Source organism: Psychromonas ossibalaenae ATCC BAA-1528 (genome assembly GCF_000381745.1).
GTDB classification, from domain to species: Bacteria; Pseudomonadota; Gammaproteobacteria; order Enterobacterales; family Psychromonadaceae; genus Psychromonas; species Psychromonas ossibalaenae.
In genome coordinates, this window is the sequence record NZ_KB906973.1 from 27,409 (window position 1) to 52,509 (window position 25,101).

The following is a 25,101-nucleotide window of genomic DNA, read 5'->3' on the forward strand; positions in this document are numbered from 1 at the left end:
GGTAAGACTATGGATAAGAAAGCATCTCGTCTTCGTCGTGCTACCCGCACACGTAAGAAATTGCAAGAGCTTGGTGCAACTCGTCTTGTGATCAACCGTACACCTCGCCATACTTACGCGCAGGTAATTACAGCGGACGCACAAGTCGTAGCAAGCGCTTCTACATTAGAAAAAGAAGTGCGTGCACAAATCAGCAACGGTGGCAACACTGAAGCAGCTCAGCTAATTGGTAAATTGGTTGCAGAACGCGCGGTAGAGAAAGGAATTACTAAAATTTCTTTTGACCGTAGTGGTTTCCAATACCACGGTCGCGTTGCAGCACTAGCTGACGCAGCTCGTGAAGCTGGTCTACAGTTCTAAGGGTACTGATGATGTCAAAAGAACAAACTCAAGCCGGTGATCTGAACGAAAAGCTAATCGCAGTGAACCGTGTTTCAAAAGTAGTTAAAGGTGGTCGTATCTTTAGCTTCACCGCACTAACTGTAGTTGGTGATGGTAATGGTCGTGTTGGTTTCGGTTACGGTAAAGCACGTGAAGTTCCTGCAGCTATTCAAAAAGCTATGGAAAAAGCACGTCGCAATATCAGCGAAATTCAATTAAAAGGTAACACTCTGCAGCATCCTATCAAGGGCCGTCATTCTGGTTCTAAGGTATACATGCAGCCAGCATCGGAAGGTACTGGTATCATCGCAGGTGGTGCAATGCGTGCCGTGTTAGAAGTTGTTGGTGTACAGAACGTATTATCAAAAGCTTACGGCTCAACTAACCCTATTAACGTTGTTCGCGCTACGCTTGACGCTTTAGAGAATATGAATTCTCCAGAGCAGATTGCAGCTAAGCGTGGCTTAAGCGTTACTGAAATTCAGGGATAATTAAGCATGGCTACTAAAACGATTAAAGTAACTCAAACCAAAAGTGCAATTGGCCGTTTACCAAAGCACCGTGCAACAATCACAGGTCTAGGCCTGCGTCGCATCGGTCATACTGTTGAGTTGGAAGATACTCCAGCAGTACGTGGTATGGTTAATAAAGTTTACTATATGGTTAAGGTTGAGGGGTAATTATGAAACTAAATACTCTATCTCCGGCAGCTGGCGCTAAGCACGCTGCTAAACGTGTAGGTCGTGGTATCGGCTCTGGACTTGGCAAAACTTGTGGCCGCGGTCATAAAGGTCAAAAGTCTCGTTCAGGCGGTTCTGTACGTCCTGGTTTTGAAGGCGGTCAAATGCCTTTAAAACAGCGTTTACCAAAATTTGGTTTTACATCACGTAAATCTCTTGTTAGCTGTGAAGTTCGTCTGAACGAAATCGCTAAAGTTGAAGGTGATGTAGTAACTATTGAAACGCTGAAACAGGCAGGTCTACTTGCGAACACTGTTAAGTTCTCAAAAGTAGTTCTATCTGGTGAAATCTCTCGCTCAGTTACAGTACAAGGTCTTCGTGTAACGAAGGGTGCACGTGCTGCGATTGAAGCTGCGGGCGGAAAAATCGAGGAATAATAGGTAATGGCTAAGAAACCAGGATTAGATCCAAAGGCAGTACAAGGCAGTAATTTAAGCGAACTTAAAACACGACTTTTGTTTGTTTTAGGAGCTATATTAGTGTTCCGTATGGGCTCTTTTGTTCCAATTCCTGGTATTGACGCCGCTGTCCTAGCTGATTTATTTCAGCAGCAGAAGGGTACCATCATAGAGATGTTTAACATGTTCTCTGGTGGTGCGCTCGAGCGTGCATCTATCTTTGCACTGGGTATCATGCCGTATATTTCGGCATCGATTATTATCCAGCTGTTAACGGTAGTTCATCCTCCTTTAGCTGAGCTAAAGAAAGAGGGTGAGTCTGGTCGTCGTAAGATTAACCAGTATACACGTTACGGTACCTTGGTATTAGGTACATTCCAAGCAATTGGTATTGCAACCGGTTTGCCGACTATGATGCCTGGACTTGTTGAAAATGCAGGTCTGAGCTTCTATGTGACGGCAGTTGTGAGCTTAGTAACAGGAACAATGTTCCTTATGTGGCTGGGTGAGCAGATAACTGAACGCGGTATCGGTAATGGTATTTCTATCATTATCTTTGTAGGTATTATTGCGGGTCTGCCTCAAGCAATTGGGCAAACTGCAGAGCAGGCGCGACAAGGTGAACTTCATCTTCTAGTGCTGCTGGCATTAATCGTTATCGTTTTTGCGACAACCGCATTTGTTGTATTTGTTGAACGTGGTCAGCGACGTATCGTTGTTAACTACGCTAAACGTCAACAAGGGCGTAAAGTTTTTGCTGCTCAAAGTACGCACCTTCCATTGAAATTAAATATGGCTGGTGTAATCCCTGCAATCTTTGCCTCGAGTGTTATCTTATTCCCTGGTACAATCGCTGCCTGGTTTGGTCAGACTGAAGGTTTAAGCTGGTTATCGGATGTTTCTTTGGCGCTACAGCCGGGACAACCGCTGCATATGATGTTATATGCTGCCGCTATTATCTTCTTTTGCTTCTTTTATACTGCACTTACGTTTAATCCACGTGAAACTGCAGATAATTTGAAGAAAAGCGGTGCCTTTATTCCAGGAATTCGTCCCGGAGAACAAACATCACGTTACATTGATAAAGTGATGACTCGCCTGACATTAGCAGGTGCGTTATATATTACCTTTATCTGTTTGATTCCCGAGTTTATGATGGTTGCAATGAATACGCAGTTCTACTTCGGTGGTACTTCGCTATTAATTATCGTTGTTGTTATCATGGACTTTATGGCACAGGTACAGACTCATTTGATGTCTAATCAGTATGATTCTGTCTTGAAAAAAGCTAACTTGAAAGATTACGGTAAATAACCGAATCTGATAGTTATACTAACTACGGAGTGTTGCAATGAAAGTTCGTGCATCCGTTAAAAAAATCTGTCGTAACTGCAAAGTTATCAAGCGCAACGGTGTTGTGCGTGTTATCTGTGTAGAGCCAAAGCACAAACAGCGCCAAGGCTAATTTAGATTTTGGATATCAGCAGCTTAGGTAACTTTGTTATCTAAGCTGTATTTTGTTTGATAATTTATCATTTGTAGAGTATCCTACCGGGCTTTTCGCAAATGAATCGTTAACTTTTAAGGAGTGCATAGTGGCCCGTATCGCTGGCATTAACGTTCCTGATCATAAGCACGCTGTAATTGCATTAACTGCAATCTTCGGTATCGGTAAAACTCGTTCACAGAAAATCTGTGCAGCGGCCGGCATCGCAGAATCAGCTAAACTGAATGATCTGGATGAAACACAAATCGAAGCTCTTCGTACAGAAGTAGCTACGTTCACCGTTGAAGGTGATTTACGTCGTGAAGTTTCTATGAACATCAAGCGTCTTATGGACCTTGGCTGTTACCGTGGACTTCGTCATCGTCGCAGCTTGCCTGTACGTGGACAGCGTTCTAAAACGAATGCTCGTACTCGTAAAGGTCCGCGCAAAGCAATCAAGAAATAGGGTAAGAGATAATGGCTAAGACTCCAACTCGTGCTCGCAAGCGCGTTAAAAAGCAAGTTGCTGATGGTATGGCTCATATCCATGCTTCTTTCAACAACACAATCGTAACTATTACAGACCGTCAAGGTAATGCGCTTTCTTGGGCAACTGCCGGTGGTTCTGGTTTCCGTGGTTCTCGTAAATCTACTCCGTTCGCTGCACAGGTTGCTGCTGAACGTGCTGCTGAAGCAGCTAAAGAGTACGGTCTTAAAAACGTAGAAGTTTTTGTAAACGGACCTGGACCTGGTCGTGAATCTTCGATTCGCGCACTAAACGCGGCGGGTTTCCGTGTGACTAATATTACTGACGTTACACCGATCCCACATAATGGTTGTCGTCCACCGAAGAAACGTCGCGTTTAATAGCGACCTTCCAAGGTAACTGGAGAAAGAACAATGGCAAGATATTTAGGTCCTAAGCTTAAGCTTAGCCGTCGTGAAGGAACAGATCTTTTCTTAAAGTCTGGTGTCCGCGCGATTGAATCTAAGTGTAAGATTGATAACGCACCTGGTGTTCATGGTGCTCGTAAACCTCGTCTATCTGACTATGGTTTACAACTACGTGAAAAGCAAAAAGTTCGTCGTATGTACGGTGTACTAGAAAAGCAATTCCGTAACTATTACAAAGAAGCAGCTCGTTTACAGGGCAACACTGGTGAAAACTTACTTCAACTTCTTGAAGGCCGTTTAGACAATGTTGTATACCGTATGGGTTTCGGTGCTACTCGTGCTGAATCTCGTCAACTAGTTAGCCACAAAGCTATCCTAGTAAACGGTAAAGTTGTAAACATCCCTTCTTTCAACGTTAAAACTGGCGACGTGATCGCAATTCGTGAAAAAGCTAAAAAGCAATCACGTATTGGCGCTGCACTTGAAATCGCTGGTCAACGTGAAACTTTAGGTTGGGTTGAAGTTGATACAACGAAGATGGAAGGCGAATTTAAACGTCAACCTGAACGTTCAGATTTATCTGCTGAGATTAACGAACAGTTAATCATCGAGCTTTACTCTAAGTAAAGTTAACTGCTAAGAGAGGACACAAATGCAGGGTTCTGTAATTGATTTTCTAAAACCAAGATTAGTTGATATCGAACAAGTCAATGCAACTAGAGCTAAAGTGACTTTAGAGCCGCTTGAACGTGGTTTTGGTCACACACTAGGTAACGCACTTCGTCGTATCCTATTATCGTCTATGCCCGGCACAGCGGTAACAGAAGTCGAAATTGATGGTGTACAACATGAGTACAGCACCAAAGAAGGCGTACAGGAAGATATCCTTGAGATTCTTCTTAACCTTAAAGGCCTGGCTGTTAAGCTTGAAGGTAAAAACGAAGTTCTAGTTAGTTTAACTAAATCTGGCGCTGGTCCTGTTACTGCAGGCGACATCATTCATGATGGTGATGTAGAGATAGTCAACCCAGAACATGTGATCTGTAATTTAACAGGCAATGCTGAAATCAGCATGCGTATTAAAATTGAATCAGGTCGCGGTTATGTTCCAGCTTCATCACGTATTCATACTGAAGAAGATGAGCGTCCAATTGGTCGTCTATTAGTAGACGCGACTTTCAGCCCTGTAGAGCGTATCGCTTACAATGTTGAATCTGCTCGTGTTGAACAGCGTACCGATTTAGACAAACTTGTCATTGATATGGAAACGGACGGAACACTTGATCCTGAAGAAGCAATTCGTCGTGCAGCTACAATTTTAGCTGAGCAGTTAGACGCGTTTGTTGATTTACGTGATGTTAGTGAGCCGGTTGAGAAGGAAGAAAAACCTGAGTTTGATCCTATTCTCTTACGCCCAGTAGATGACTTAGAATTAACTGTTCGTTCTGCTAACTGTTTGAAAGCAGAATCGATTCACTATATCGGTGATCTGGTACAAAGAACTGAAGTTGAACTTCTTAAAACGCCTAACTTAGGTAAGAAGTCTCTAACTGAAATCAAAGATGTTCTTGCATCTCGCGGACTTTCTCTAGGCATGCGCTTAGAAAACTGGCCGCCTGCAAGTCTTATCGAAGATTAGTCCAGCCATCCGAATAACGAATAATAAGGATTAGGTTATGCGCCATCGTCAAAGTGGACGTCAACTTAACCGAAACAGCAGTCATCGTCAGGCTATGTTTCGTAATATGGCAATCTCTATTGCTACGCATGAAGTTATTAAAACTACTGTGCCTAAAGCAAAAGAATTGCGTCGTGTAATTGAGCCGTTAATTACACTAGCTAAAACGGATAGCGTTGCTAACCGTCGTTTAGCGTTTGCTCGTCTTCGTGATGATGCAGCGGTAGCAAAATTATTTAATGAACTAGGTCCTCGCTACGCGACTCGTCCTGGTGGTTACACTAGTATCATTAAATGTGGTTTCCGTACTGGTGATAAAGCTCCTATGGCTTACATCACTTTAGTAGACCGCCCAGTAGTAGCTGACGAAGAAGCGTAAGCCTCTTTTAATGCTGCATTAAAAAGCCGAACATATGTTCGGCTTTTTTGTATCTTATTTTTAATAAATAAGCTGTTAATAACTGTCCAGCTTTGCCTGTACGGTTTTGCTAATCAGCTCAGATAACTGCTCAAAACAGACTTTCCGTACACTGTTGTTTCGGCAGACCAGTCCAATTTCTCGCGACGGTACAGGTTGTTTAAACGGGATATATTTAATGCCGGCTTGAAGACGGTTAGTCGGGATCGCCAGTTGAGGTAATAAAGTCAGGCCGTTTTCAGCACTGATCATATGGCGAAGTGTTTCTAAACTGGTTGCCTTGAAACTGTTATCTTCGATTGCACCGGCGGCAAAACAAAAGCCCATCGCCTGATCCCGTAAACAATGTCCGTCTTCCAGCATCAGTAGGTGCTCTCCGCTGAGTTTACTTAACTCTATTGAAGATTTTTTGGCCCAGCGATGGGTTTCTGCAAGAGCCAGCTCAAGCGGTTCATCGTAAAGCTTATACTGCTGAAATGACTGCATCTCCGGCAAGACTGCGAGCATCAGGCAGTCAAGCTCGCCTTGTTCAAGCTGCTTTAATAAAACATGGGTCTGATTTTCATGCAGATATAGCTCTAATTCAGGAAAATGCTGTTTTATTGTTGGAATAATCAAAGGCAGCAGATAGGGAGCTACGGTTGGGATTAATCCGATATGCAGCGTGCCCTGCATCGGTTCATTATGGCTTTTAGCAATCTCCTTTAAGGCTCGTGCTTCCAATAATATTGTTTTGGCCTTAGCAACTATATCCAGTCCTGCCTGAGTAAATATGACCTTGCGGGATGAACGTTCCATCAACTGAACATTTAATTCATCTTCCAGTTTTCTAATCTGACCGCTTAATGTCGGCTGGCTGACATAACATTTTTCAGCTGCTTTTCGAAAATGCTTCAACTCCTCCAGTGCGATTAAATACTCTAAATCTCTAAAATTCATACTGTTCCTTTGAAGTTGAAATAGTGAAAATAAGGATACAGGAACTAATGTCGGGCTCATATAGGAATAATTGTTAATTATTGATTGCTATGGCATATTTTTTGCTTTAAAGAGACTGTGTAACAAATTTTTGGCAAGGAGCTTAATTATGATGCAGTTTATTGAACGTGTAAAAGACCAGCAGGGCATCACGCTGGCTATGGCATGGATGTGCATTGTTAGTGCGGTATTATTAGTCGCACCTGTATCGATACTGCGAATCCCCGGAGCTGATAAGTGGGCTGATATATATGCACCTTATGCCTGGATTCTAGCGTTATTAACCGGTTCATATTTAGTGACACGCCTGGTGATATCTTTATTCGACTGCTTAAGCGGCAAGTATCAAAAGCGCACTATTCTTGCTTCGCGTAATAAAATGATCCGTCAGTTAGACTTTGAAGAAAAAGCGGTACTGCGGGAGTTCATCATTCAGCGCAAAAATGTGCTGCCGCTGCCGATGAATGAGCCGGCTGTCAGCAACCTGCTCCGTTCAGGTGTACTTGTACCGGCATTTGAAACGCAGGAAATCAAAGGCAGCGGGCGTATTATTAAATTGTCTATTGCGATTGATGCGCGGGAACATCTAACGCACCGAGTGTTAGGCCTGCCTGTCGGAAAATTGACAGAAGAAGAAGCTGCTGTGCTGAAAGCTGCTCGTCCTGATTACGCGCGTACTAATTACATCCCGCTCAGAGATTAATTCTGTCACTATTCAGAGGTGAATGCTTAGTTCACCTCATCTGTTAAATACCTGCTTAATATTTTTCTACTCTACCGATGGCGCTTCACTGACTCGCATCTTGAAGTAGAATGGGTATATAATACGCCTCTTAAACTTTATCCATTATGAGAATTATTATGTCACCTGAACGTCTTGCTCGAATTACGCAAATGCTGAATCATCGCCAACCTGAATTGACGGTCTTTTTGGAGCAAGTCCATAAACCGCATAATTTAGCTGCGATTGTACGTACTGCTGATGCGGTTGGTGTGAGTGACGTACATGCGACTTGGGAAAATAACTCAAAACGCCTTTCCGGCAGCACAGCTACTGGTAGTCAGAACTGGGTAAATGTGCATTCATACGACAATCTAGATGATGCAGTAACGGAGTTACGTGCACAGGGAATGCAGATTATCGCAACGAACCTTTCAGATACCGCGGTAGATTTTCGTGAAGTTGATTATACCAAGCCGACAGCCATTCTAATGGGTCAGGAAAAGCACGGGATCAGTAAAGAAGCGTTAGCGCTTGCAGATCAAGATGTGATTATTCCTATGGTCGGCATGTGTCAGTCATTAAATGTATCCGTTGCTTCTGCACTTATTCTTTATGAAGCACAGCGTCAGCGTGAATTAGCCGGTATGTATGATGGTGAATGCCGTTTATCAGATGAAGAAGCTCACCGTATACTGTTTGAAGGCGGTCATCCCATTTTCACTAAATTGTGTAAAGAGAAGAATCTGCCTTATCCGCCGCTGGATGAAGAAGGGCAGATTGATGCCGATCCAGACTGGTGGTTAGCTATCCGCAGTGCAAAGAAATAATCAGCCTGGGGAGAATTTAACAGTGAATCGATTTCAGCAGATTTTATTAGCCGAAGGGGTTCGCGCCGTTGAAGGTGATTCTCCCTCTTTAGCTGAGCATGCTGAAGATAAGAGTGCGTTAAGCTTTGAACAGCTTGTATTATACCGTGCCGGTCAGTTAGATCTGCGCCTGCAGATCTCGCCTTTGTTTGTGCATTTTAAACGTCTATTTGTGAATCTGTCTTTTTTTCTGTTTTTTGTTTTATTTATCTTAGGCGCAGGCAGCGTACAGAAGCTGTTTTTTAGTGCGCAGGGAACTGAGGTTAACTTTTTCTGGGCGTTTGCGCTGTTCTTCATTCCTAATTTGTTAACGCTTCTATTATGGGGGCTGTTTTATTTTCAGGGAACTGCATTAAATACTGGCTGGTTACAGAGATTCAGTTTGTTTTCTTTAAAATCTTTTGAAAAAAGGTTTAATCAGCAGTCCTCGCAAAACCCCCATTACTGGTCACTTTTCAGGTGCTATTTTCAGGTTACATTTTCCAGAAGCCTTGGGCGTTATCAGCTGTCAGCATTAACTCATCTGTTATGGTTTTCTTATTTTTGCGGTGCGACACTGATGCTGGTTGTTATGCTGGCAACACATCAGGTGGATTTTGTCTGGCAGACCAGTATTTTATCCGTGCAGAGTTTTCAGTGGTTAACGGAATCATTGGCTTATCTGCCCAACCTGCTAGGCTTTCCTGTACCGACTATTGAGCAGATACAGCAGAGTCATTTAGGCGCTGTTAATTTACTGGGTGATGCTGAAAATACACGTTTTGTCTGGTCAAGCTTATTAATCAGCAGCCTGGTACTTTACGGCCTGCTGCCGCGTTTATTACTGATGCTCCTGATGCGCTTTTTATTAACAGCCGGGCAGAATAAGTTTAGCCTGCCATTAACTAACCCCTATTATGTGCAGTTACGGCAGCTGTTAAAACCTAATGTTACTTCTCTGGGGATCAGTGACCCCGACGTTTGTGTAACTCAACCTGCTTATCAAGGTTCCATGGAAAAACATACCCATGGATTACCGGAACAGTTTTATCCAGTTGCTGTTGAGCTCTCGGAAAAGCAGTTAATACAGGTCAAAGAGCATATTAAAGATTATGCTCCTGACTATTGTGATTCATTCAGACATATCTCAGATTACCCAAGTCAGCAGAAACTGCTGGCTGATATCGTCAATATCAACAGCGATTCAGTGCTTTTGTACCTTTCACTGCAGCGCGCTCCAGATCGTGGATTACTTGGCTTTATCAAGGCATTAACTGCGCGGAATAATAAGCCCTGTTATCTGCTGTTAATTAACGACGGTCTGCTGTCAGCAGAAAAGCTGAATAAGCGCCGTAGTGACTGGTACGGACTTGCGCAGCAGGCTGATGTTTCTCTCGATAACGTCATTCAGTTAGACTGCAGTAAAAGTAACGGGGAAGCTTATGAGTAACAGCGGACTGTCAGTCGCAGTGGTCGGCCATGCGAATGCAGGTAAAACATCACTGATTCGCACTTTATTACGTGATACTGATTTTGGTGAAGTCGCTGATCAGGCCGGCACCACACGTCATGTGGAAGGCGGTGCATTAGCCATTGATGAAACTAAGAATTTAGCCCTGTTTGATACACCGGGTTTAGAAGACTCGATGCGCCTCTTTTATCTGTTAAGTACTTTTTTTGACGGGCAGTCTGTTGATGGTATTGAACGTCTTAACTATTTTTTAGCACATTTATCTGACTATCCTGAACTTGAGCAGGAAGCAAAAGTATTAAGAGCATTATTAAATAACGATATTATTTTTTATGTGATTGATTTACGAGAGCCGGTTTTAGGTAAATATCGTGATGAGCTGCATATTCTCAGTTATGCGGCTAAACCGGTTATTCCGGTTTTAAATTTCACCATAGAGGGAGCTGCTAATCTAGAACAATGGAAAACACAGCTGGCACGTTTGAATTTCCACGCTTTTGTGAGCTTCGATAATGTGCATTTTAAGTTTGCCGATGAGCTGAAAATATATCAGAAAATGCAGACCCTTCTAGCTGAGAAAGAAGTTCTGCTCCAGGAATTGATTAATCAGCGCCGCCAGCAGTGGTCTGAGTTGTTTACTGCCGCCGGTGAGCTGGTAGGCAGTTTATTTATCGAATGTGCCTCTCTGCGTTATAAAACGCTTAACGGCGAGCAGGAAATCGAGCAGGCAACTGCAAAGCTGCAGCAGGCCGTGCGTGAAGCGGAAAAAAAATGTGTACGCAGATTATTAAAGCTTTATCAGTTCCGTAAAGGAGATTTAGAAAACAGCCATTTACCTGTTGAACAGGGGGGCTGGGAGCTGGATCTGTTTTCAGCAGATAATCTGCAGGAATTCGGTATTAAACTGACTGGTAATATTGCTAAAGGGGCGGGGCTTGGTGTGGCGATTGATCTAGTCACTGCCGGTATGACCCTAGGTGCGGCCGCTGTGACCGGCGGCATTGCCGGGGCGTTATGGGGAGTTAAACAGCGTTATTTTGATGAGATACAGGCAAAGATAAAAGGCTCTCGTTATATCTGTTTGAATGATGTTACGCTGCAGGTTTTGTGGTTAAGACAGGTGAAACTGCTGCAGGCCTTACAGAAAAGAGGCCATGCAAGTTTTGCTAAAATAGATTATCAGATAACCGCTCAGAGCGGCGAAAATGAACTACCGCAAAACTGGTCTAAATGGCTGCGTAAAGCGCGCAGCCACCCTAACTGGTCCTCTTTGAATTCTCAATCGACAGATTTAGCAGAAAATAACCGTTTGTTATTTATGAAAGAACTGTGTCAGGAGTTAGTCAAAGGCGAGAGCCTGCGCTAAATTCCTCTGTCTGTAGCTCTCAATGGATCTCTTTACCTGTGATTTGGTTCTGTAACTTGTTGATGTTAAACAGGTGTTGAGAGTGCCCCCATTTTAAACGGATCCTGTTCAAACAGATTTGTGATCCAGCCTGCATAGTTGAGTAATGAATAATAAAGGTAAGATCTTGCCTTTAGAAGATAAAAGAAAAATGACACTTCATGTAATGATAATCCGAGTATTTACTACGGATGTCCAGGAGGACCCATGAAGATGAAAGTCACTAAATTAAGCGCATTGATCGCCGCCGTTATTTTAAGCGGGTGTAATGATTCCGACAATGATAACAGCAGTAAATTTGAACAGCCGGTTCTGAGTACAAAAAGCCTTAATATCATTGAAAAAGACGGTTATCAGTTTAAAGATCATAACAAGGACGGTGAAGTTAATCCATTTGAGGACTGGCGTTTAAGCGCTTCTGAGCGTGCGGATGATCTTGTTGCTCGAATGACCGATGCAGAAAAAGCCGGTGCCATGATGCACGGCACATTCTCTATCTCTGCAGGCATACTAGGCACAAGCGACTCTAGGCTGGTCTTTGATGGCGGCTCCCCTATGTTTCCTAACAATACTGTATTAATTAAAGAACGCCTGCTTAATACCTTTATCACCCGCCAATCGGCAGCGGTAGAAGTGATTGCCGAGGATAATAACAAGGCGCAGGAAATTGCGGAGCAATCCCGTCTGGGTATCCCGCTTTCCATCTCAAGTGATCCGCGTAACCACTTTAATGAAGCTGGCGGCGCATCAGTTGGCTCTGGTGAGTTTTCAAAATGGACTGAAACACTGGGTATGGCGGCACTCGATGACGTGGAGATGGTTAAAAACTTTGCTGATATTATCCGCCAGGAATACCTGGCAGTCGGTATTAACCAGGCACTGCATCCAACTGCGGATGTAGCCACTGAACCAAGATGGGGCCGAGTCAACAGTACCTTTGGTGAAGATGCACTGGTATCGCGCCGCATGACCAGAGCCTATGTACAGGGACTGCAGAATTCAGATACGGATCTGGTTAAAGACGGTGTCTGGGGCGTAGTAAAACATTTTGCCGGAGGTGGTCCGCAGGAAAATGGCCTTGATGCCCATTACTTTGTCGGCAGAAAGCAGGTTTATCCGGGTAATAACTTCGATTACCACCGTATTCCCTTTAAAGGTGCTTTTGAAGCCGGCGTAGCGGGCGTTATGCCCTATTATGGTCTGCCGATTGATGCTGTTGATAAGAGTGGAACAAAGATTGAAGAAGTTGGATTTAACTACAATAAGTACCTGTTGACCGATGTGTTACGTGGTGAAGAGAAATTTGAAGGAGTGGTTCTCTCCGACTGGCTGGTTGCTGGTGACTGTCTGGCTGACGGGCCATGCCAAAATGGTCAACAGACGCTGACGGACAGCGAGATGAATCCATTTGCTTACCTTGCTATGCCCTGGGGTAAGGAAGACGTAGACGCAGCAGAAAGAGCCGCGCAGTTTGTTGAGGCCGGTGTTGATTCATTTGGTGGTATTGATGATCCGTCTGCACTGCTTGCAAGCATTGAGTCCGGGCGTTTACCGATAGAGCGTATTAACCTGTCTGTGAAACGTATTATGGTGAATAAGTTTAAACAAGGCTTATTTGAGTCTCCGATGGTTGATCCGGCTGCCGCCAAAACGATTGTCGGTAAAGCTGAATTCCAGACGGCTGCTGATGATTCGCAACGCCGCTCTGTAACTCTGTTGAAAAATGAAGGCGATGTTTTACCGCTAAAAACAGCCGAGTTAGGCAAGGTGTTTGTAAGCGGCATCGGTGCTGATTTCGCTGCCGCTTATGGTCTGACTGTTGTAGATAAGATGGCTGATGCTGATACCATTATTATCCGCACACAAACCCCGGGACTGCAGGCATTTGCGTGGAACCCATTCGCAATTATAATGCCGATGGGTGAACTTGGCTTTATCTCTGATGATGATTTTGCACTTCGTGATTATGAACTAGCGAAAGATTCGAAGAATGATGCACAGCTTTGTTATCCTGATTCTGAGAAATACCCTGCATTAGACGGCGAAGGAAACCCACACCCGCTTGCAGGAAAAGCTGTCGGCCGATGTGAGTACACTGGCGGCGCAGCATATGACTTAATCTCGGCTGCTATTGATTCGGGTAAACGCGTTATTCTGGATGTGTTTATGATTCGTCCTACCGCATTGGGTAATATTGCAGATGATATTGCTGTTATTACCGCTAACTACGGTACCTCTGATCAAGCATTTTTAGATGTAATCACCAATAAAAATGGTGCACAGCCTGAAGGTAAATTACCGTTTGGTTTACCATTCTCAACGAATGTTGTTGAAGAATTCGGCTTAGAAGATGTGCCGTCTTTTGATGAGCCTGAAAAAGCTAAGATCACTCAGTTCGAGTTTGGCTTTGGTCTGTCGTACAAATAGTTATAAATTAATATTACGGCTTAAATTAAAACCCTAGCTATAAACTAGGGTTTTTTGTCTGTAACCAGGCTTTTTAAACTCTGTAATTTATAACCAGTCGGTTAATGAAATGCCTAAACCAATGGTATTGGTATATTCATTGTATTCAATCATGCTGTTGCCATATCCGCTGAATACCTGCAGATAGCCGCGCAGATTGCCGTGAATCGGGAAACTCCAGGAAAATTCGGTTGAACCTTTACTGAAACCACTCTCGAGATTATTTCTACTGGTTAAGGTAAAAGTACTGCTGCTGCGTTTGTAGATAACGCTCATTTTTCCATGTCCGTAATAATCAAGCAGGTCGGGGTTATTATCTTCTTCTGCAGATTCAGAAATTCGATGCCAGGGGTTTACTACAAAGATAAAATCATTTTTTTCGAATAAAAATTTTGCATCAAAACGGTTCCAGCTTCGTGAGATAGGTTCGCTGCGTCCGTTGGATTGATGGGTAAAACTTAAGGTCGCTAATTTAAATTTCCAGCCGGCACCCAGTTCTTGATCCTGCTGCCATAAAGCAAAAACCTCCGGCTCATAGTTGGTCTCCCTGAACGGTGATGACTGCTCTGTGTTGTAGGCCTGCCAGAAGGAAAGCTGTGTGTAAGCAAAATATACCGAGAGCGGCAGATCTGCTATATTTTGGGCTATCGGCATTTTGAAGCTGATTTGAAATTTCATCTCCATATTTTGTGCCTGGTGATCGTCTCCGGCATTTCGGTAAACATCATAACTGTCTATTTTATCGTTATAGTTAAAGGGTAAAATATAAGTAGGCTTATGCGGCGTGATTGAAAAGTTAACTTGCTCAAGGTTTTTTTCCTGCTGCAGACGTTGATCAACGGCTGACTGCTTAGCTAGAGTGGGGAAACTGTACAAAAGAATAAATAGTGAAAAAATAAAACGCATATCCATCGCCTTAATAATAATGTAAATTTATTTACCTGCGTATAACCAGTAGATTTGGCTGCACAAGATAAGCAAACGCTATAATAGTAGACTGCCAGAGCTTGTTTACAGTCTAACCGCTTGAGGGACAAAATGAAATTAGAAAAAATTCCCTTAACAGCCCTAAAAGGCGTGGGTATAAAAGCTGCTGAGAGGCTGGCTAAAATCGGTTTGAATGATGTATCTGATCTGCTTTTTCACCTGCCCTTACATTATCAGGACCGCACCCGTATCTATCCAATTTCTGATCTGAAAGACGGTATGCAGGTCAGTGTGCAGGGGCGGGTGTTAAGCTGTAATGTTCAGTTTGGCAAACGGCGTATATTAAAGTGTAAAATAAGCGACGGAAGCGGTAGTGTAACGCTGAATTTTTTTAATTTTAATGCTTCACAAAAAAATAGTTTAGAGCAGGGCACCTTAATTAAATGTTTTGGCGAGTTTCGTCGTGGTTATCAGGGCTTTGAAGTAACTCACCCCGATTATTCGAGTCTTGATGCCAAGCTGGAAACTCATGTCGAAGAAACACTTACACCGATTTATCCGACCACCGAAGGGTTAAAGCAGAACAGCCTGCGTAATTTAACTGAGCAGGCTTTGATCCATTTACAGCAGAATAAAATTGCGGAATTAGTACCAACGCACCTGCTGCCTCATCCGATGAATCTTGCCGATGCACTTAAGTATATTCATCGTCCGCCGCCGGATGCCTGTATTGAGCAGCTGGAAGCAAAAACTCATCCTGCGCAGCAGCGGCTGATTGTTGAAGAATTATTAGCCCAGCAGTTGAGCATGCTGACCATGCGTGTGAATGCCCAGCAGCATCAAGCTGCCGCGATTCAGAAAACAGGATTATTACAACAACAGTTATTAAACAGCCTGCCTTTTTCGGCAACGAATGCACAAAACAGAGTCAGCGCTGAGATTCAGAAGGACTTGCAGCAGGCTGTGCCTATGATGCGTTTAGTACAGGGCGATGTAGGTTCAGGAAAAACCTTAGTTGCTGCGCTGGCCGCCCTAAGTGTGATTGAAGCGGGTTATCAGGTTGCTTTAATGGCACCTACTGAGCTGTTAGCTGAGCAGCATTTATTAAATTTTAAGAAGTGGTTCGAGCCGCTTAATATTCGTGTTGGTTTTCTTTCTGGAAAATTGAAAGCCAAAGAAAAGCGTGATCAGTTAGAAAATATCACTCTGGGTTTATCGAAAATGGTGGTGGGAACTCATGCGCTGTTTTCTGAAAATGTACAGTTTAGTAAGCTGGCATTAATTATCGTTGATGAGCAGCACAGGTTCGGAGTGCACCAGCGTTTAGCGCTGCGTGAGAAAGGGCAGTTTGGAGATTTTTCTCCACACCAGCTAACCATGACTGCAACACCTATCCCAAGAACATTAGCTATGACTGCCTATGCAGATCTGAATGTGTCGGTAATCGATGAATTACCGCCGGGCAGAACGGCAGTTAAAACTGTTGCGCTTGCAGATTCAAGACGGGACGAGATTATTCAGCGTGTTTATCAGTCCTGTAAAAATGAAGGGCGTCAGGCTTACTGGGTATGTACCCTGATTGAAGAGTCGGAAGTGTTAGAGTGTCAGGCCGCAGAGGAAACTGCAAATGGACTGCAGCTGTCTCTACCTGATTTACGCATTGGTTTGGTGCATGGGCGTATGAAAGCCATTGAAAAACAGTATGTAATGGACCACTTTAAAGCTGGAGAGTTAGATTTGTTAGTGGCCACCACGGTTATTGAAGTCGGGGTAGATGTGCCTAATTCAAGTCTGATGATTATTGAAAACCCGGAAAGGCTGGGTTTAGCGCAGCTGCATCAGCTGCGCGGACGTGTCGGGCGCGGCAGTACTGCTAGTCATTGTGTTTTACTTTATAAAAATCCATTGTCTAAAACTGCGCAGAAACGTCTGCAGATTTTACGCGAAAGTAATGACGGTTTTTATATTGCCGAGCAGGATCTGGCTATCCGCGGCCCGGGAGAGGTTTTAGGAACAAGGCAGACTGGTGTTGCGGAATTTAAAATTGCAGATCTGCTCCGCGACCAGAGTTTACTGCCGCAGACGCAGCAGCTGGCGCAGACGGTAGTGCACTCTTTTCCCGAGCTGATAACACCGCTGACTAAACGCTGGTTAGGTGATAAAGGACAGTATGCTCATGCCTAGTATGCGCTTTATAAGTCATAGGGCTTATCGTCGCCTGCTGAGCTGTACTTTAGTAGTGGGTTTATTGAGCTTCTCTTTAGGGGCTTTTATTTACTTTTTTGATCTTAACGATTACCGCGGGCTGATCAGTAAACAGATAAGCAGGGCAGCAGGTTATCAGATAAGCTTTGCTGCAGTTGACAGCCGTTTACTCTCTGATTCCCGAATCACTTTTTCAGGGCTGTCGCTAGTGCGGGATAACCGGGAACTTGTATATATTGATACAGTGGAAATTAATATAAACAAGTTAAGCTTGTGGAATCGTCAGTTAGAGCTCGGTCTGCTGCGGTTCAGCGGTATTAAGGTTGAAGGAGATACTGCTGTTTTTGCTAAGCCTGACTCTGAAAGTAAAGATGAACATCAGACAGAGGCTGAGGTTCAACCGCAGCTGATACCCTGGGAGCTGTTTGCAATAGAAAAATTATCTGTTGAGGATCTCAATGTCGATATTACTCAGGCCGGGCAGAGACTGGTTGTTGATAGTGGTGCTTTAAGTACAAAAAATCTGCTGATTATTGAGAACCGCCGGCTTGCCCCTGGTTTTTTTGAAGGTAACTTAAAACTGACCTTAAAAGCCCTTTCTCTGCAGTCTTCAAAGGCTGAAAAGCTTAGCGTTTCTGATCTTGAGCTGGATGCGTTTTTTGCACTGCAGAGCATGCAGGCGGGCTTGGATATTAAGGCGGATGAGCTGGATATCAGCATGAACGGGCAGCAGGCTGCCGCTGCCTATAATACTCAGCTTGCGCTGGCTTTTAACAGGGACAAGCTCAGTATAAAAGAGCTGAGCACAGAAGTGTTTTCTGGAAAACTGCAGCTGCAGGCCGATATACTATTGTCGATAAACATATTAACCAAGCCTGCTTTAGCTGTTAAAACACTAAACGTGCATAATCTGGCGGTAACAGATATGGATTTGACCATTCCTGCTTTACCTGAGCAGCCGATAAAAACAGTGTCAAGTACGCAAAACAGCAGGCCGCTGCCGCTTGAAAACCTGCTGCTGAAACAGATGCTGTTAAAAAATATAAATATCAGCAGTAATAATCCGCAGATACCCTTAGTTGTTAAAAACTTCAGCGGCAGCGTTTCTGATTTTACTCTACTGCATAATTATCAAGTAAAGATGTTACCTGAAGAGGAGAGTAATGCCGGTTCATTTTCCGTGCAGTTTGCTTATCTGCAGTGGATGACGGCAGTTATTGAGCAGTTTGAAATTTCCGGCCGCCTGTCTAAAAATGATCAGGCCGTGTTACTGATCAAGCAGTTATTAAAGGCAGAGGTAGTCAATAAGTGATCAACTTTCTCTGTATCTGCTTTTACGACTTCAGTAACGATTATATCATTCGCGTTAAGATGTAACTTGTTGAACAATAACAGATTTGTAAGTTGTCAGAATAAAATTCTCTATTTTGTTATAATCCCCGCCAGTTTTTAACTTTAATCTAAATAGGGACCCCATGATTGAAAACAACTTTGCCATAACGGCGACGTTTATAACGTATTTAGCCGGAATGTTATTTATCGGATATTACGCATATAAACGCACCAGTAACTCTTCGGATTATTTTTTGGGCGGGCGTACATTAGGGCCATGGCCGGCTGCATTATCTGCAGGCGCTTCAGATATGAGCGGCTGGTTATTACTCGGCTTACCGGGCTATGCTTATGCAGCGGGCATGGAATCGCTATGGCTGGCAGGAGGTTTATTAATCGGCACCTGGGCTAACTGGTTCTTGTCGGCAAAACGCCTGCGTACCTACAGTATTACTACCGATAATTCATTAACACTGCCGGAGTTTATCTCGCGTCGTTTTAATGATAAATCTAAATTAGTACAGACCATAGCCGCTTTTTTCATCTTAATGTTCTTCCTTTTCTACACCAGTTCAGGCCTGGTTGCCGGTGGTAAATTATTTGAAACGGTATTTGGTCTGGATTATACCTATGCAGTAGTTATCGGTGCCGCCTGTGTTGTTTCCTACACTCTGTTCGGCGGTTTCTTAGCGGTTTCCTGGACTGATTTAGTGCAGGGATTATTAATGTCTGCGGCTCTATTAATTGTACCTATTGCCGCGATGCAGGGTGGTTTCGGCCAGCTAAGTGCTGATTTAGCGAATATTAATCCGGAATTATTAACGCTGTGGAATGGTATTGACGGTCAGCCGTTATCTTGGATTGCCATTGTTTCACTGCTTGCCTGGGGGTTAGGTTACTTCGGCCAGCCGCATATTCTTGCGCGTTTTCAGGCAACACGTACCAATAAAGATTTAACCACAGCACGTCGTATTGCAGTGCTCTGGACAGCACTTTCTATGTTTGGTGCGGTCTTAGTAGGCCTTGTCGGTCTTCTTTATATTGAAGGTAATATGGCGGGACAGTTAGCAGACGGCGAAAAAATATTTATGCTGCTGGTAAACGCGATCTTCCATCCTGTTATTGCTGGTATTTTATTAGCCGCGATCCTGGCTGCGATTATGAGTACGGCAGATTCACAGCTGTTAGTTTCATCATCAGCTTTAGCTGAGGATTTCTACAAGCAGCTTATCCGTCCCGATGCTTCGTCATCTGAAGTGATGATGGTTGGACGTCTGGGAGTGATTGGATTATCACTTCTAGCATTGCTCTTAGCCATGGATCCGGATAGTTCAGTACTTGGTCTGGTCTCTTATGCATGGGCCGGTTTCGGTGCTGCATTTGGGCCGGTATTAGTATTAAGCCTGTACTGGAAGCGTATGAACCGAAATGGTGCATTAGCGGGAATTATTGTCGGCGGTATTACTATTGTTGTCTGGAAGCAGTTAACCGGTGGTATTTTTGATCTCTATGAAATTGTACCGGGCATTATCTTTGCCGGCGCGGCTATTGTAATAACCAGTTTAGCAACGGCAGCTCCTGAAAAATCAGTAACCGATCAATTTGAACTGTTTGAAAAGAACTTAGTAGAGTTTGATTAGAACTGCCGCCATGCTGTGCATGACATTTGCCTCACTCCTATGCAGGTTATAGGAATGAGGCATAATGAAAGAGTCTGATATTATGAAATATTAAACTCTTTCAGCTTACGGGTTAAGGTGTTTCTTCCCCAGCCAAGCAGTTTGGCTGCTTCCTGTTTTTTCCCCTGAGTAAAACTCAGTGCCGTTTTTAACATGATCTGCTCAAATTCCGGTAAAGCATTCGCCAATACATTTTCTTTACCTTGTTTTAATTCTGTTAATGTCCATTGCTGTAAATTTTTCTGCCAGACAGGGCTTTCCTGATCTGAGTCTTCGCTCTCCTGCTCATTTAATTCCGGCGGTAAATCGGAAATATGTACCTCCTGGCTGCTTGCCATTACGGTTAACCAGCGGCAGATATTCTCCAGCTGACGCACGTTGCCCGGCCACGGAAGCTGACTCAAATATTCTTTTGTTTCCGGTGTAAGCTGTTTGCTTTTAACATTTAATTCTGTGGCGATATTATTTAAAAAATGTAATGCGAGCAGACTGATATCTTCTCTACGCTCTTTCAGTGAAGGCAGCTGCAGACGAATCACATTAAGACGGTGGAAAAGATCTTCACGGAAATCACCACTTTGTACTTTTTTCTCTAAATTCTGATGGGTGGCTGCAATAATCCGCACATCCACTTTAATGGCATGGTGGCCGCCGACTCGGTAGAACTGACCGTCTGCTAGTACGCGTAATAAACGGGTCTGCACATCTAAGGGCATATCACCGATTTCATCTAAGAAAAGCGTGCCGCCGTCAGCCTGTTCAAAACGGCCTTGTCGATTAGCAGCTGCGCCGGTAAAAGCGCCTTTTTCATGGCCGAACAGTTCTGCTTCAATCAGCTCCTTGGGAATGGCCGCCATATTCAGAGCGATAAAAGTATTTTCTTTACGCGGGCTGTGTTTATGTAGAGCATGTGCAACCAGCTCTTTGCCGGTACCGGACTGGCCGTTAATTAATACACTCATGCTGGATCGGGATAAACGTCCGATTATGCGAAAAACTTCCTGCATAGCCGGTGCTTCACCGATAATTTCCGGTGTTGAAACCATTACTTCAGGTTTCTTCTTCTGCTTTAATTCAATGCTGTGACTGATTGCACGCTGAATAAGAGCCGTTGCTTCGTGAATATCAAAGGGTTTAGGAAGATACTCAAATGCACCGCTTTGGTAGGCATTGACTGCACTGTCTAAATCACTATGGGCGGTCATGATAATAATCGGGATTAACGGAAAGCGTTCGTGAATACGCTCCATTAACGCTAAGCCGTCAATACCCGGCATGCGTACATCAGAGATGATCACTTCCGGCTGCTCTATCTGCAGCTGGCGCCATAAACATTCACCGTCAGGAAAACTGGCGTGTTCAATATTTTCACTCTTTAATGTGCGTTCTAAAACCCAGCGAATTGCATGGTCATCATCTACTATCCAGGCTGTTGCCATCTGTTAGTTCTCTTTTAAAGTGTCATGGGTAAATAGATAAGGAATTCGGTATGCCCTGGTGTACTCTGGCATTCAATACGTCCGTTATGCTGCTTAATCAGCTCCTGCGCAATAGACAGGCCAAGTCCTGTGCCGTCACTTCTTCCAGTTACCATAGGGTAAAAAAGTGTGTCTTTTAAGTGATTGGGAATCCCCGGTCCGTTGTCGATAATTTTGATTTCTGTCGCCAGGCGCTGCGGTAACCCGTTGATGGTGATCTGATGTGCAGTGCGCGTTCGCAGGGTTATTTCAGCTCCGTGTTTGTTATCCGGTATCAGCGCCTGTACAGCGTTCTGAATAATATTCAAAAATGCCTGCTGCAGCTGATCGGACTGTATTTCAAAGTCGGGAATGCTTGGATCGTAATCCAGATGGATTGTAATATGCTCCGGCAGATCCAGCTGCACTAATTTTCGTACTTTTTCGAGTACCGAATGAATATTATCTGCTGCGCGCAGGCCCATTTTCTGCGGACCTAACAGACGGTTTACCAGCGCACTTAAACGGTCTGCCTGCTCAATAATAATCTGAGTAAATTCTTTAAGTTCAGGATCCGCTAATTCAGTCTCTAATAGCTGTGCTGCGCCGCGTAATCCGCCTAACGGGTTTTTTATTTCATGGGCAAGTCCGCGTACCAGCTCCTGAGCCGCTTTCTGCTGGTGTTCCTGATAATAGACCTGACTGAATTTTCGCTGCTGTTCAATACAGCGTATTTCAATAATGGCATACTGATTATTGTCAAAGTTCAGATGGGTTGCGCTTAAAGCAGTTAAAGTAGGTAAACCGTCAATGACTAAAGTGACTTCATTTTCAGTAAAGGCGCTTTTGCTGATAAAGAGCTTTTCAATTGAAGCCGGATTAAAATGATAATGTGCTGCCAGCTGCTGCAGGCTCTGCTGGTAGAGGCGCTGAGTACTTTGTGATAATAATAGTTCACTGGCCGGATTGGCATAAATCAGCTTCAGATCTGAGCTGATAACAACAAAAGCAGTATTTGCTTCTTCGAGTATTGCTAAAGGAAAACCTACTGCCTGGCTGCTTAACATTATTACCTGTCATTAATTAATATTGGCTTTAATGGCTCCAACAGTTGCGCGTTGAAGATGAACTGTGACTATCTGCGTTTTAGCCAGCACATTACCTTTTTCATCAAGCAGTTGAACCTGCACTTGATGTGTTCCCCGGTCAATGTTTCTAGCACTCATTGTCGGAGATATCTGCGGACCACCTAAGGCTTTTCCGTCTAGGTACAGCTGCAGTTTCTGCGTATTTTCTTTTTCCGGCGTTGTTTTCACGTGCACGTTGATTGTGCCGTCGTTACTGCGTAAAGCCATATCATCCTGCGGTGATGTTATGGTTGCCTGATACTCAATAGCCGGCTCACTGTCTTCAAACTCATCATCCAGTGATAATTCATTTTCAGTATCCGTTTTGAGCGCCGGATCACTGGAGAATAAATTTTCATTTTTAACTTTAACTTCTTCAGTACCGGGGACCGCCGTATCTGAAAAATGGCTGTTACCGTCTTCATCAATCCAGTGATAAATTTTAGTCTCTGCCACTGTAGCAAAACTAGAACAAAGAAAAATTAAAACTGCCGTGCAAAAAATTGAATATTTCATAATAAAAACCCCAAATACAATTGATTTAATTGTGAGCCATCATTGTATTTTAGGCAATAAAAAACCCGCTTTGCTGCGGGTTTTATCACTCGAAGCGCCGAATTTGTCTATCAAACACTTTGAATTAACTTAAAAAGTCTAACTATACAGCTCAGCTGTAATCAAGTTGTGGTGCATTTACCGTCTGCTTGAGGTGAATATCAAGCAGACACTGCAGCCGAATTGATTATACGCTGTAGTACAGGTCGAATTCTTTTGGATGTGTTGCACGAGAAACGGCTTCACATTCAGCAGTTTTAAGCGCAATGTATGCATCGATTGAGTCATCAGAGAAGACACCGCCTGCCGTTAAGAATTCACGGTCTGCATCAAGAGCTGCAAGAGCTTCTTCAAAAGAAACAGCTACCTGCGGGATTGCATCAGCTTCTTCTTTCGGAAGATCGTAAAGATCTTTATCTAGTGAGTCACCAGGGTGAATCTTGTTTTTGATACCGTCAAGACCTGCCATTAACATTGCAGCGAAACCTAGGTAAGGGTTCATTGTCGGATCTGGGAAACGTACTTCAATACGTGCCGCTTTTGGTGATGGTACTACAGGAATTCGGATTGAAGCAGAACGGTTACCGGCAGAGTAAGCCAGCATTACAGGTGCTTCAAAATGCGGCACTAGACGTTTGTACGAGTTAGTTGACGCATTTGTGTAAGCATTAAGTGCTTTAGCATGTTTAATGATACCGCCGACGTAGTAAAGCGCCATTTCAGAAAGGCCGCCGTACGAATCACCAGAGAACAGGTTAACGCCGTCTTTACCAAGAGACTGGTGACAGTGATTACCTGAGCCGTTATCACCAATAATTGGTTTAGGCATAAATGTAGCTGTCTGACCGAATGCGTGCGCCACATTATGTACTACATATTTGTAAATTTGGATTTCATCGGCTTTTTCAACCATAGTGTTGAAACGACAAGCGATCTCATTCTGGCCGGCTGTTGCTACCTCATGGTGATGCGCTTCAACAACAAGACCCATCTCTTCCATGATTAAACACATAGCGCTGCGGATGTTTTGAGCAGAGTCAACAGGTGCTACCGGGAAGTAACCGCCTTTAACACCAGGACGGTGACCTGTATTACCATCTTCGTATGCAGTGCCTGAGTTCCATGCTGCTTCTTTAGCATCAATTGAGAAGAATGAACCCTGCATTGAGTTACCGTATTTAACATCATCAAATAGGAAGAATTCTGGTTCAGGACCAAATAAAACTGTGTCTGCAATACCGGTTGAACGCATGTACGCTTCAGCACGTTTAGCAACTGAACGCGGATCACGATCGTAACCCTGCATTGTTTTTGGTTCTAAAATGTCACAACGTAAGTTAAGCGTTAAATCATCCGTGAACGGGTCGATAACAGCTGTTGCAGGAACCGGCATTAATACCATGTCTGAATCTTGAATGCCTTTCCAGCCGGCGATTGAAGAACCATCGAACATTTTACCTTCGTCGAAGAAGTCTTCAGTAATCTGATGGAATGGAACAGATACGTGTTGCTCTTTACCGTGTGTATCAGTAAAGCGTAAATCAACGAATTTTACGTCTTGCTCTTTAATTAAATCAAGAACATCTTGTGCTGTTTGTACTGACATGTTTAGAACCTCAATTGACATCAAAATGATGAATAACCATAACAAAAATAATCTATGACACAAGTAAGCTAAAATCGTGCCAACTTGGGAAACTCTTATTTTATCGGTATTTATTGTGATTATTAGCTAATTACCCGCCAAATGGCGCACCATGTTGGTGCGCCAGTGCCCCTGGTTGGTGCTTTGTGTTGTTCTGCTCCCTTTAGCAAGAGAAAAACACCTAAATGAAGCAGATATCCTAATTGTGACCGAGTTAAAACTTTCTATTTTTGAAATTATGGTTACAATGTGCGCGTTTATACCAATTAGATAAGTTCAGCGCTGGAAAT

25 protein-coding genes are annotated in these 25,101 nt (G+C 43.7%); 19 read left to right on the plus strand and 6 right to left on the minus strand.

Annotated features, from left to right (window positions below):
- The first annotated feature begins 9 nt into the window (after nucleotides 1-9).
- From rplR to rplQ, 11 genes are all read left to right on the plus strand, one after another.
- On the plus strand, nucleotides 10-360 hold the full coding sequence (gene rplR / locus G327_RS0105150; RefSeq protein WP_019613691.1) for a 50S ribosomal protein L18: 351 nt from the start codon (nucleotides 10-12) through the stop codon (nucleotides 358-360).
- Nucleotides 361-371: 11 nt separating this feature from the next.
- Complete coding sequence (rpsE, locus tag G327_RS0105155; RefSeq protein WP_020722867.1) at nucleotides 372-872, plus strand: 30S ribosomal protein S5; 501 nt, start codon at nucleotides 372-374, stop codon at nucleotides 870-872.
- A 6-nt stretch (nucleotides 873-878) separates the two neighbouring features.
- Nucleotides 879-1,061, plus strand: a complete 183-nt coding sequence (gene rpmD, locus G327_RS0105160) for a 50S ribosomal protein L30 (protein WP_019613693.1) — start codon at nucleotides 879-881, stop codon at nucleotides 1,059-1,061.
- 2 nt (nucleotides 1,062-1,063) lie between these two features.
- On the plus strand, nucleotides 1,064-1,498 hold the full coding sequence (rplO, locus tag G327_RS0105165) for a 50S ribosomal protein L15 (protein WP_019613694.1): 435 nt from the start codon (nucleotides 1,064-1,066) through the stop codon (nucleotides 1,496-1,498).
- Between the two features lie 6 nt (nucleotides 1,499-1,504).
- Nucleotides 1,505-2,833 carry a preprotein translocase subunit SecY gene (gene secY / locus G327_RS0105170; protein WP_019613695.1) on the plus strand — a complete coding sequence of 443 codons (1,329 nt, stop codon included), beginning with the start codon at nucleotides 1,505-1,507 and terminating at the stop codon, nucleotides 2,831-2,833.
- A 37-nt stretch (nucleotides 2,834-2,870) separates the two neighbouring features.
- Nucleotides 2,871-2,984 (plus strand): 50S ribosomal protein L36, encoded by a 114-nt coding sequence (gene rpmJ, locus G327_RS0105175; protein ID WP_005417265.1) that lies wholly within the window; start codon nucleotides 2,871-2,873, stop codon nucleotides 2,982-2,984.
- A gap of 130 nt (nucleotides 2,985-3,114) precedes the next feature.
- Complete coding sequence (gene rpsM / locus G327_RS0105180; protein WP_019613696.1) at nucleotides 3,115-3,471, plus strand: 30S ribosomal protein S13; 357 nt, start codon at nucleotides 3,115-3,117, stop codon at nucleotides 3,469-3,471.
- An 11-nt stretch (nucleotides 3,472-3,482) separates the two neighbouring features.
- The gene (gene rpsK / locus G327_RS0105185) at nucleotides 3,483-3,872 is read left to right on the plus strand and encodes a 30S ribosomal protein S11 (RefSeq protein WP_019613697.1); all 390 of its coding nucleotides are present in this window, start codon (nucleotides 3,483-3,485) and stop codon (nucleotides 3,870-3,872) included.
- Between the two features lie 33 nt (nucleotides 3,873-3,905).
- Entirely contained in the window at nucleotides 3,906-4,526 is a 621-nt protein-coding gene (gene rpsD, locus G327_RS0105190; RefSeq protein WP_019613698.1) for a 30S ribosomal protein S4, read from the plus strand.
- Nucleotides 4,527-4,551: 25 nt separating this feature from the next.
- The gene (locus G327_RS0105195; protein ID WP_019613699.1) at nucleotides 4,552-5,538 is read left to right on the plus strand and encodes a DNA-directed RNA polymerase subunit alpha; all 987 of its coding nucleotides are present in this window, start codon (nucleotides 4,552-4,554) and stop codon (nucleotides 5,536-5,538) included.
- A 37-nt stretch (nucleotides 5,539-5,575) separates the two neighbouring features.
- Complete coding sequence (gene rplQ / locus G327_RS0105200) at nucleotides 5,576-5,956, plus strand: 50S ribosomal protein L17 (protein WP_019613700.1); 381 nt, start codon at nucleotides 5,576-5,578, stop codon at nucleotides 5,954-5,956.
- Nucleotides 5,957-6,031: 75 nt separating this feature from the next.
- Here the strand turns inward: rplQ and oxyR are convergent, their stop codons facing one another.
- On the minus strand, nucleotides 6,032-6,934 hold the full coding sequence (oxyR, locus tag G327_RS0105205) for a DNA-binding transcriptional regulator OxyR (protein ID WP_019613701.1): 903 nt from the start codon (nucleotides 6,932-6,934) through the stop codon (nucleotides 6,032-6,034).
- 148 nt (nucleotides 6,935-7,082) lie between these two features.
- Between oxyR and G327_RS0105210 the strand changes: the two genes are divergently transcribed.
- From G327_RS0105210 to G327_RS0105230, 5 genes are all read left to right on the plus strand, one after another.
- Nucleotides 7,083-7,676, plus strand: a complete 594-nt coding sequence (locus tag G327_RS0105210; protein ID WP_019613702.1) for a superinfection exclusion B family protein — start codon at nucleotides 7,083-7,085, stop codon at nucleotides 7,674-7,676.
- A gap of 158 nt (nucleotides 7,677-7,834) precedes the next feature.
- A complete protein-coding gene (trmH, locus tag G327_RS0105215) occupies nucleotides 7,835-8,524 on the plus strand; it encodes a tRNA (guanosine(18)-2'-O)-methyltransferase TrmH (protein ID WP_019613703.1) in 690 nt (229 codons plus the stop codon).
- 22 nt (nucleotides 8,525-8,546) lie between these two features.
- Complete coding sequence (locus G327_RS0105220; protein ID WP_157600995.1) at nucleotides 8,547-9,992, plus strand: DUF2868 domain-containing protein; 1,446 nt, start codon at nucleotides 8,547-8,549, stop codon at nucleotides 9,990-9,992.
- Nucleotides 9,985-11,379: a GTPase/DUF3482 domain-containing protein gene (locus tag G327_RS0105225; protein WP_019613705.1), complete on the plus strand. Its 1,395-nt coding sequence runs from the start codon at nucleotides 9,985-9,987 to the stop codon at nucleotides 11,377-11,379. The genes G327_RS0105220 and G327_RS0105225 overlap by 8 nt, the downstream gene beginning before the upstream one ends.
- A 246-nt stretch (nucleotides 11,380-11,625) precedes the next feature.
- Nucleotides 11,626-13,845, plus strand: coding sequence for a glycoside hydrolase family 3 protein (locus G327_RS0105230; RefSeq protein ID WP_019613706.1), 2,220 nt, complete (start codon nucleotides 11,626-11,628; stop codon nucleotides 13,843-13,845).
- Between the two features lie 87 nt (nucleotides 13,846-13,932).
- Here G327_RS0105230 and G327_RS0105235 read toward each other — a convergent pair whose 3' ends face one another.
- Nucleotides 13,933-14,790 (minus strand): phospholipase A, encoded by an 858-nt coding sequence (locus G327_RS0105235; RefSeq protein WP_019613707.1) that lies wholly within the window; start codon nucleotides 14,788-14,790, stop codon nucleotides 13,933-13,935.
- A 132-nt stretch (nucleotides 14,791-14,922) separates the two neighbouring features.
- On the opposite strand from G327_RS0105235, the gene recG reads away from it, so the two are divergent.
- The 3 genes from recG (at nucleotide 14,923) to putP (ending at nucleotide 19,988) form a co-directional block, all read left to right on the plus strand.
- Nucleotides 14,923-16,995 (plus strand): ATP-dependent DNA helicase RecG, encoded by a 2,073-nt coding sequence (recG, locus tag G327_RS0105240; protein ID WP_019613708.1) that lies wholly within the window; start codon nucleotides 14,923-14,925, stop codon nucleotides 16,993-16,995.
- Nucleotides 16,988-18,328, plus strand: a complete 1,341-nt coding sequence (locus tag G327_RS0105245; RefSeq protein ID WP_019613709.1) for an AsmA family protein — start codon at nucleotides 16,988-16,990, stop codon at nucleotides 18,326-18,328. Before recG ends, G327_RS0105245 begins: the two co-directional genes overlap by 8 nt.
- Nucleotides 18,329-18,491: 163 nt before the next feature.
- Nucleotides 18,492-19,988: a sodium/proline symporter PutP gene (putP, locus tag G327_RS0105250; RefSeq protein ID WP_019613710.1), complete on the plus strand. Its 1,497-nt coding sequence runs from the start codon at nucleotides 18,492-18,494 to the stop codon at nucleotides 19,986-19,988.
- 80 nt (nucleotides 19,989-20,068) lie between these two features.
- Here the strand turns inward: putP and glnG are convergent, their stop codons facing one another.
- The 4 genes from glnG to glnA form a co-directional block, all read right to left on the minus strand.
- Nucleotides 20,069-21,466 carry a nitrogen regulation protein NR(I) gene (gene glnG, locus G327_RS0105255; RefSeq protein WP_019613711.1) on the minus strand — a complete coding sequence of 466 codons (1,398 nt, stop codon included), beginning with the start codon at nucleotides 21,464-21,466 and terminating at the stop codon, nucleotides 20,069-20,071.
- 14 nt (nucleotides 21,467-21,480) lie between these two features.
- Nucleotides 21,481-22,551, minus strand: coding sequence for a nitrogen regulation protein NR(II) (gene glnL, locus G327_RS0105260; RefSeq protein WP_019613712.1), 1,071 nt, complete (start codon nucleotides 22,549-22,551; stop codon nucleotides 21,481-21,483).
- Nucleotides 22,552-22,563: 12 nt separating this feature from the next.
- Nucleotides 22,564-23,127, minus strand: coding sequence for a DUF4124 domain-containing protein (locus G327_RS0105265; RefSeq protein ID WP_019613713.1), 564 nt, complete (start codon nucleotides 23,125-23,127; stop codon nucleotides 22,564-22,566).
- Between the two features lie 226 nt (nucleotides 23,128-23,353).
- Nucleotides 23,354-24,772, minus strand: coding sequence for a glutamate--ammonia ligase (gene glnA / locus G327_RS0105270; protein ID WP_019613714.1), 1,419 nt, complete (start codon nucleotides 24,770-24,772; stop codon nucleotides 23,354-23,356).
- Nucleotides 24,773-25,101: the final 329 nt, after the last annotated feature.

What these genes read in the sequence shown, in the direction of transcription:
- rplR (WP_019613691.1), top strand. Translation starts at nt 10, where the DNA reads ATGGATAAGAAAGCATCTCGTCTTCGTCGTGCTACCCGCACACGTAAG.
- rpsE (WP_020722867.1), top strand. Translation starts at nt 372, where the DNA reads ATGTCAAAAGAACAAACTCAAGCCGGTGATCTGAACGAAAAGCTAATC.
- rpmD (WP_019613693.1), top strand. Translation starts at nt 879, where the DNA reads ATGGCTACTAAAACGATTAAAGTAACTCAAACCAAAAGTGCAATTGGC.
- rplO (WP_019613694.1), top strand. Translation starts at nt 1,064, where the DNA reads ATGAAACTAAATACTCTATCTCCGGCAGCTGGCGCTAAGCACGCTGCT.
- secY (WP_019613695.1), top strand. Translation starts at nt 1,505, where the DNA reads ATGGCTAAGAAACCAGGATTAGATCCAAAGGCAGTACAAGGCAGTAAT.
- rpmJ (WP_005417265.1), top strand. Translation starts at nt 2,871, where the DNA reads ATGAAAGTTCGTGCATCCGTTAAAAAAATCTGTCGTAACTGCAAAGTT.
- rpsK (WP_019613697.1), top strand. Translation starts at nt 3,483, where the DNA reads ATGGCTAAGACTCCAACTCGTGCTCGCAAGCGCGTTAAAAAGCAAGTT.
- rpsD (WP_019613698.1), top strand. Translation starts at nt 3,906, where the DNA reads ATGGCAAGATATTTAGGTCCTAAGCTTAAGCTTAGCCGTCGTGAAGGA.
- G327_RS0105195 (WP_019613699.1), top strand. Translation starts at nt 4,552, where the DNA reads ATGCAGGGTTCTGTAATTGATTTTCTAAAACCAAGATTAGTTGATATC.
- rplQ (WP_019613700.1), top strand. Translation starts at nt 5,576, where the DNA reads ATGCGCCATCGTCAAAGTGGACGTCAACTTAACCGAAACAGCAGTCAT.
- oxyR (WP_019613701.1), bottom strand. Translation starts at nt 6,934, where the DNA reads ATGAATTTTAGAGATTTAGAGTATTTAATCGCACTGGAGGAGTTGAAG.
- G327_RS0105210 (WP_019613702.1), top strand. Translation starts at nt 7,083, where the DNA reads ATGATGCAGTTTATTGAACGTGTAAAAGACCAGCAGGGCATCACGCTG.
- trmH (WP_019613703.1), top strand. Translation starts at nt 7,835, where the DNA reads ATGTCACCTGAACGTCTTGCTCGAATTACGCAAATGCTGAATCATCGC.
- G327_RS0105225 (WP_019613705.1), top strand. Translation starts at nt 9,985, where the DNA reads ATGAGTAACAGCGGACTGTCAGTCGCAGTGGTCGGCCATGCGAATGCA.
- G327_RS0105230 (WP_019613706.1), top strand. Translation starts at nt 11,626, where the DNA reads ATGAAGATGAAAGTCACTAAATTAAGCGCATTGATCGCCGCCGTTATT.
- G327_RS0105235 (WP_019613707.1), bottom strand. Translation starts at nt 14,790, where the DNA reads ATGCGTTTTATTTTTTCACTATTTATTCTTTTGTACAGTTTCCCCACT.
- recG (WP_019613708.1), top strand. Translation starts at nt 14,923, where the DNA reads ATGAAATTAGAAAAAATTCCCTTAACAGCCCTAAAAGGCGTGGGTATA.
- G327_RS0105245 (WP_019613709.1), top strand. Translation starts at nt 16,988, where the DNA reads ATGCCTAGTATGCGCTTTATAAGTCATAGGGCTTATCGTCGCCTGCTG.
- putP (WP_019613710.1), top strand. Translation starts at nt 18,492, where the DNA reads ATGATTGAAAACAACTTTGCCATAACGGCGACGTTTATAACGTATTTA.
- glnG (WP_019613711.1), bottom strand. Translation starts at nt 21,466, where the DNA reads ATGGCAACAGCCTGGATAGTAGATGATGACCATGCAATTCGCTGGGTT.
- glnL (WP_019613712.1), bottom strand. Translation starts at nt 22,551, where the DNA reads ATGTTAAGCAGCCAGGCAGTAGGTTTTCCTTTAGCAATACTCGAAGAA.
- G327_RS0105265 (WP_019613713.1), bottom strand. Translation starts at nt 23,127, where the DNA reads ATGAAATATTCAATTTTTTGCACGGCAGTTTTAATTTTTCTTTGTTCT.
- glnA (WP_019613714.1), bottom strand. Translation starts at nt 24,772, where the DNA reads ATGTCAGTACAAACAGCACAAGATGTTCTTGATTTAATTAAAGAGCAA.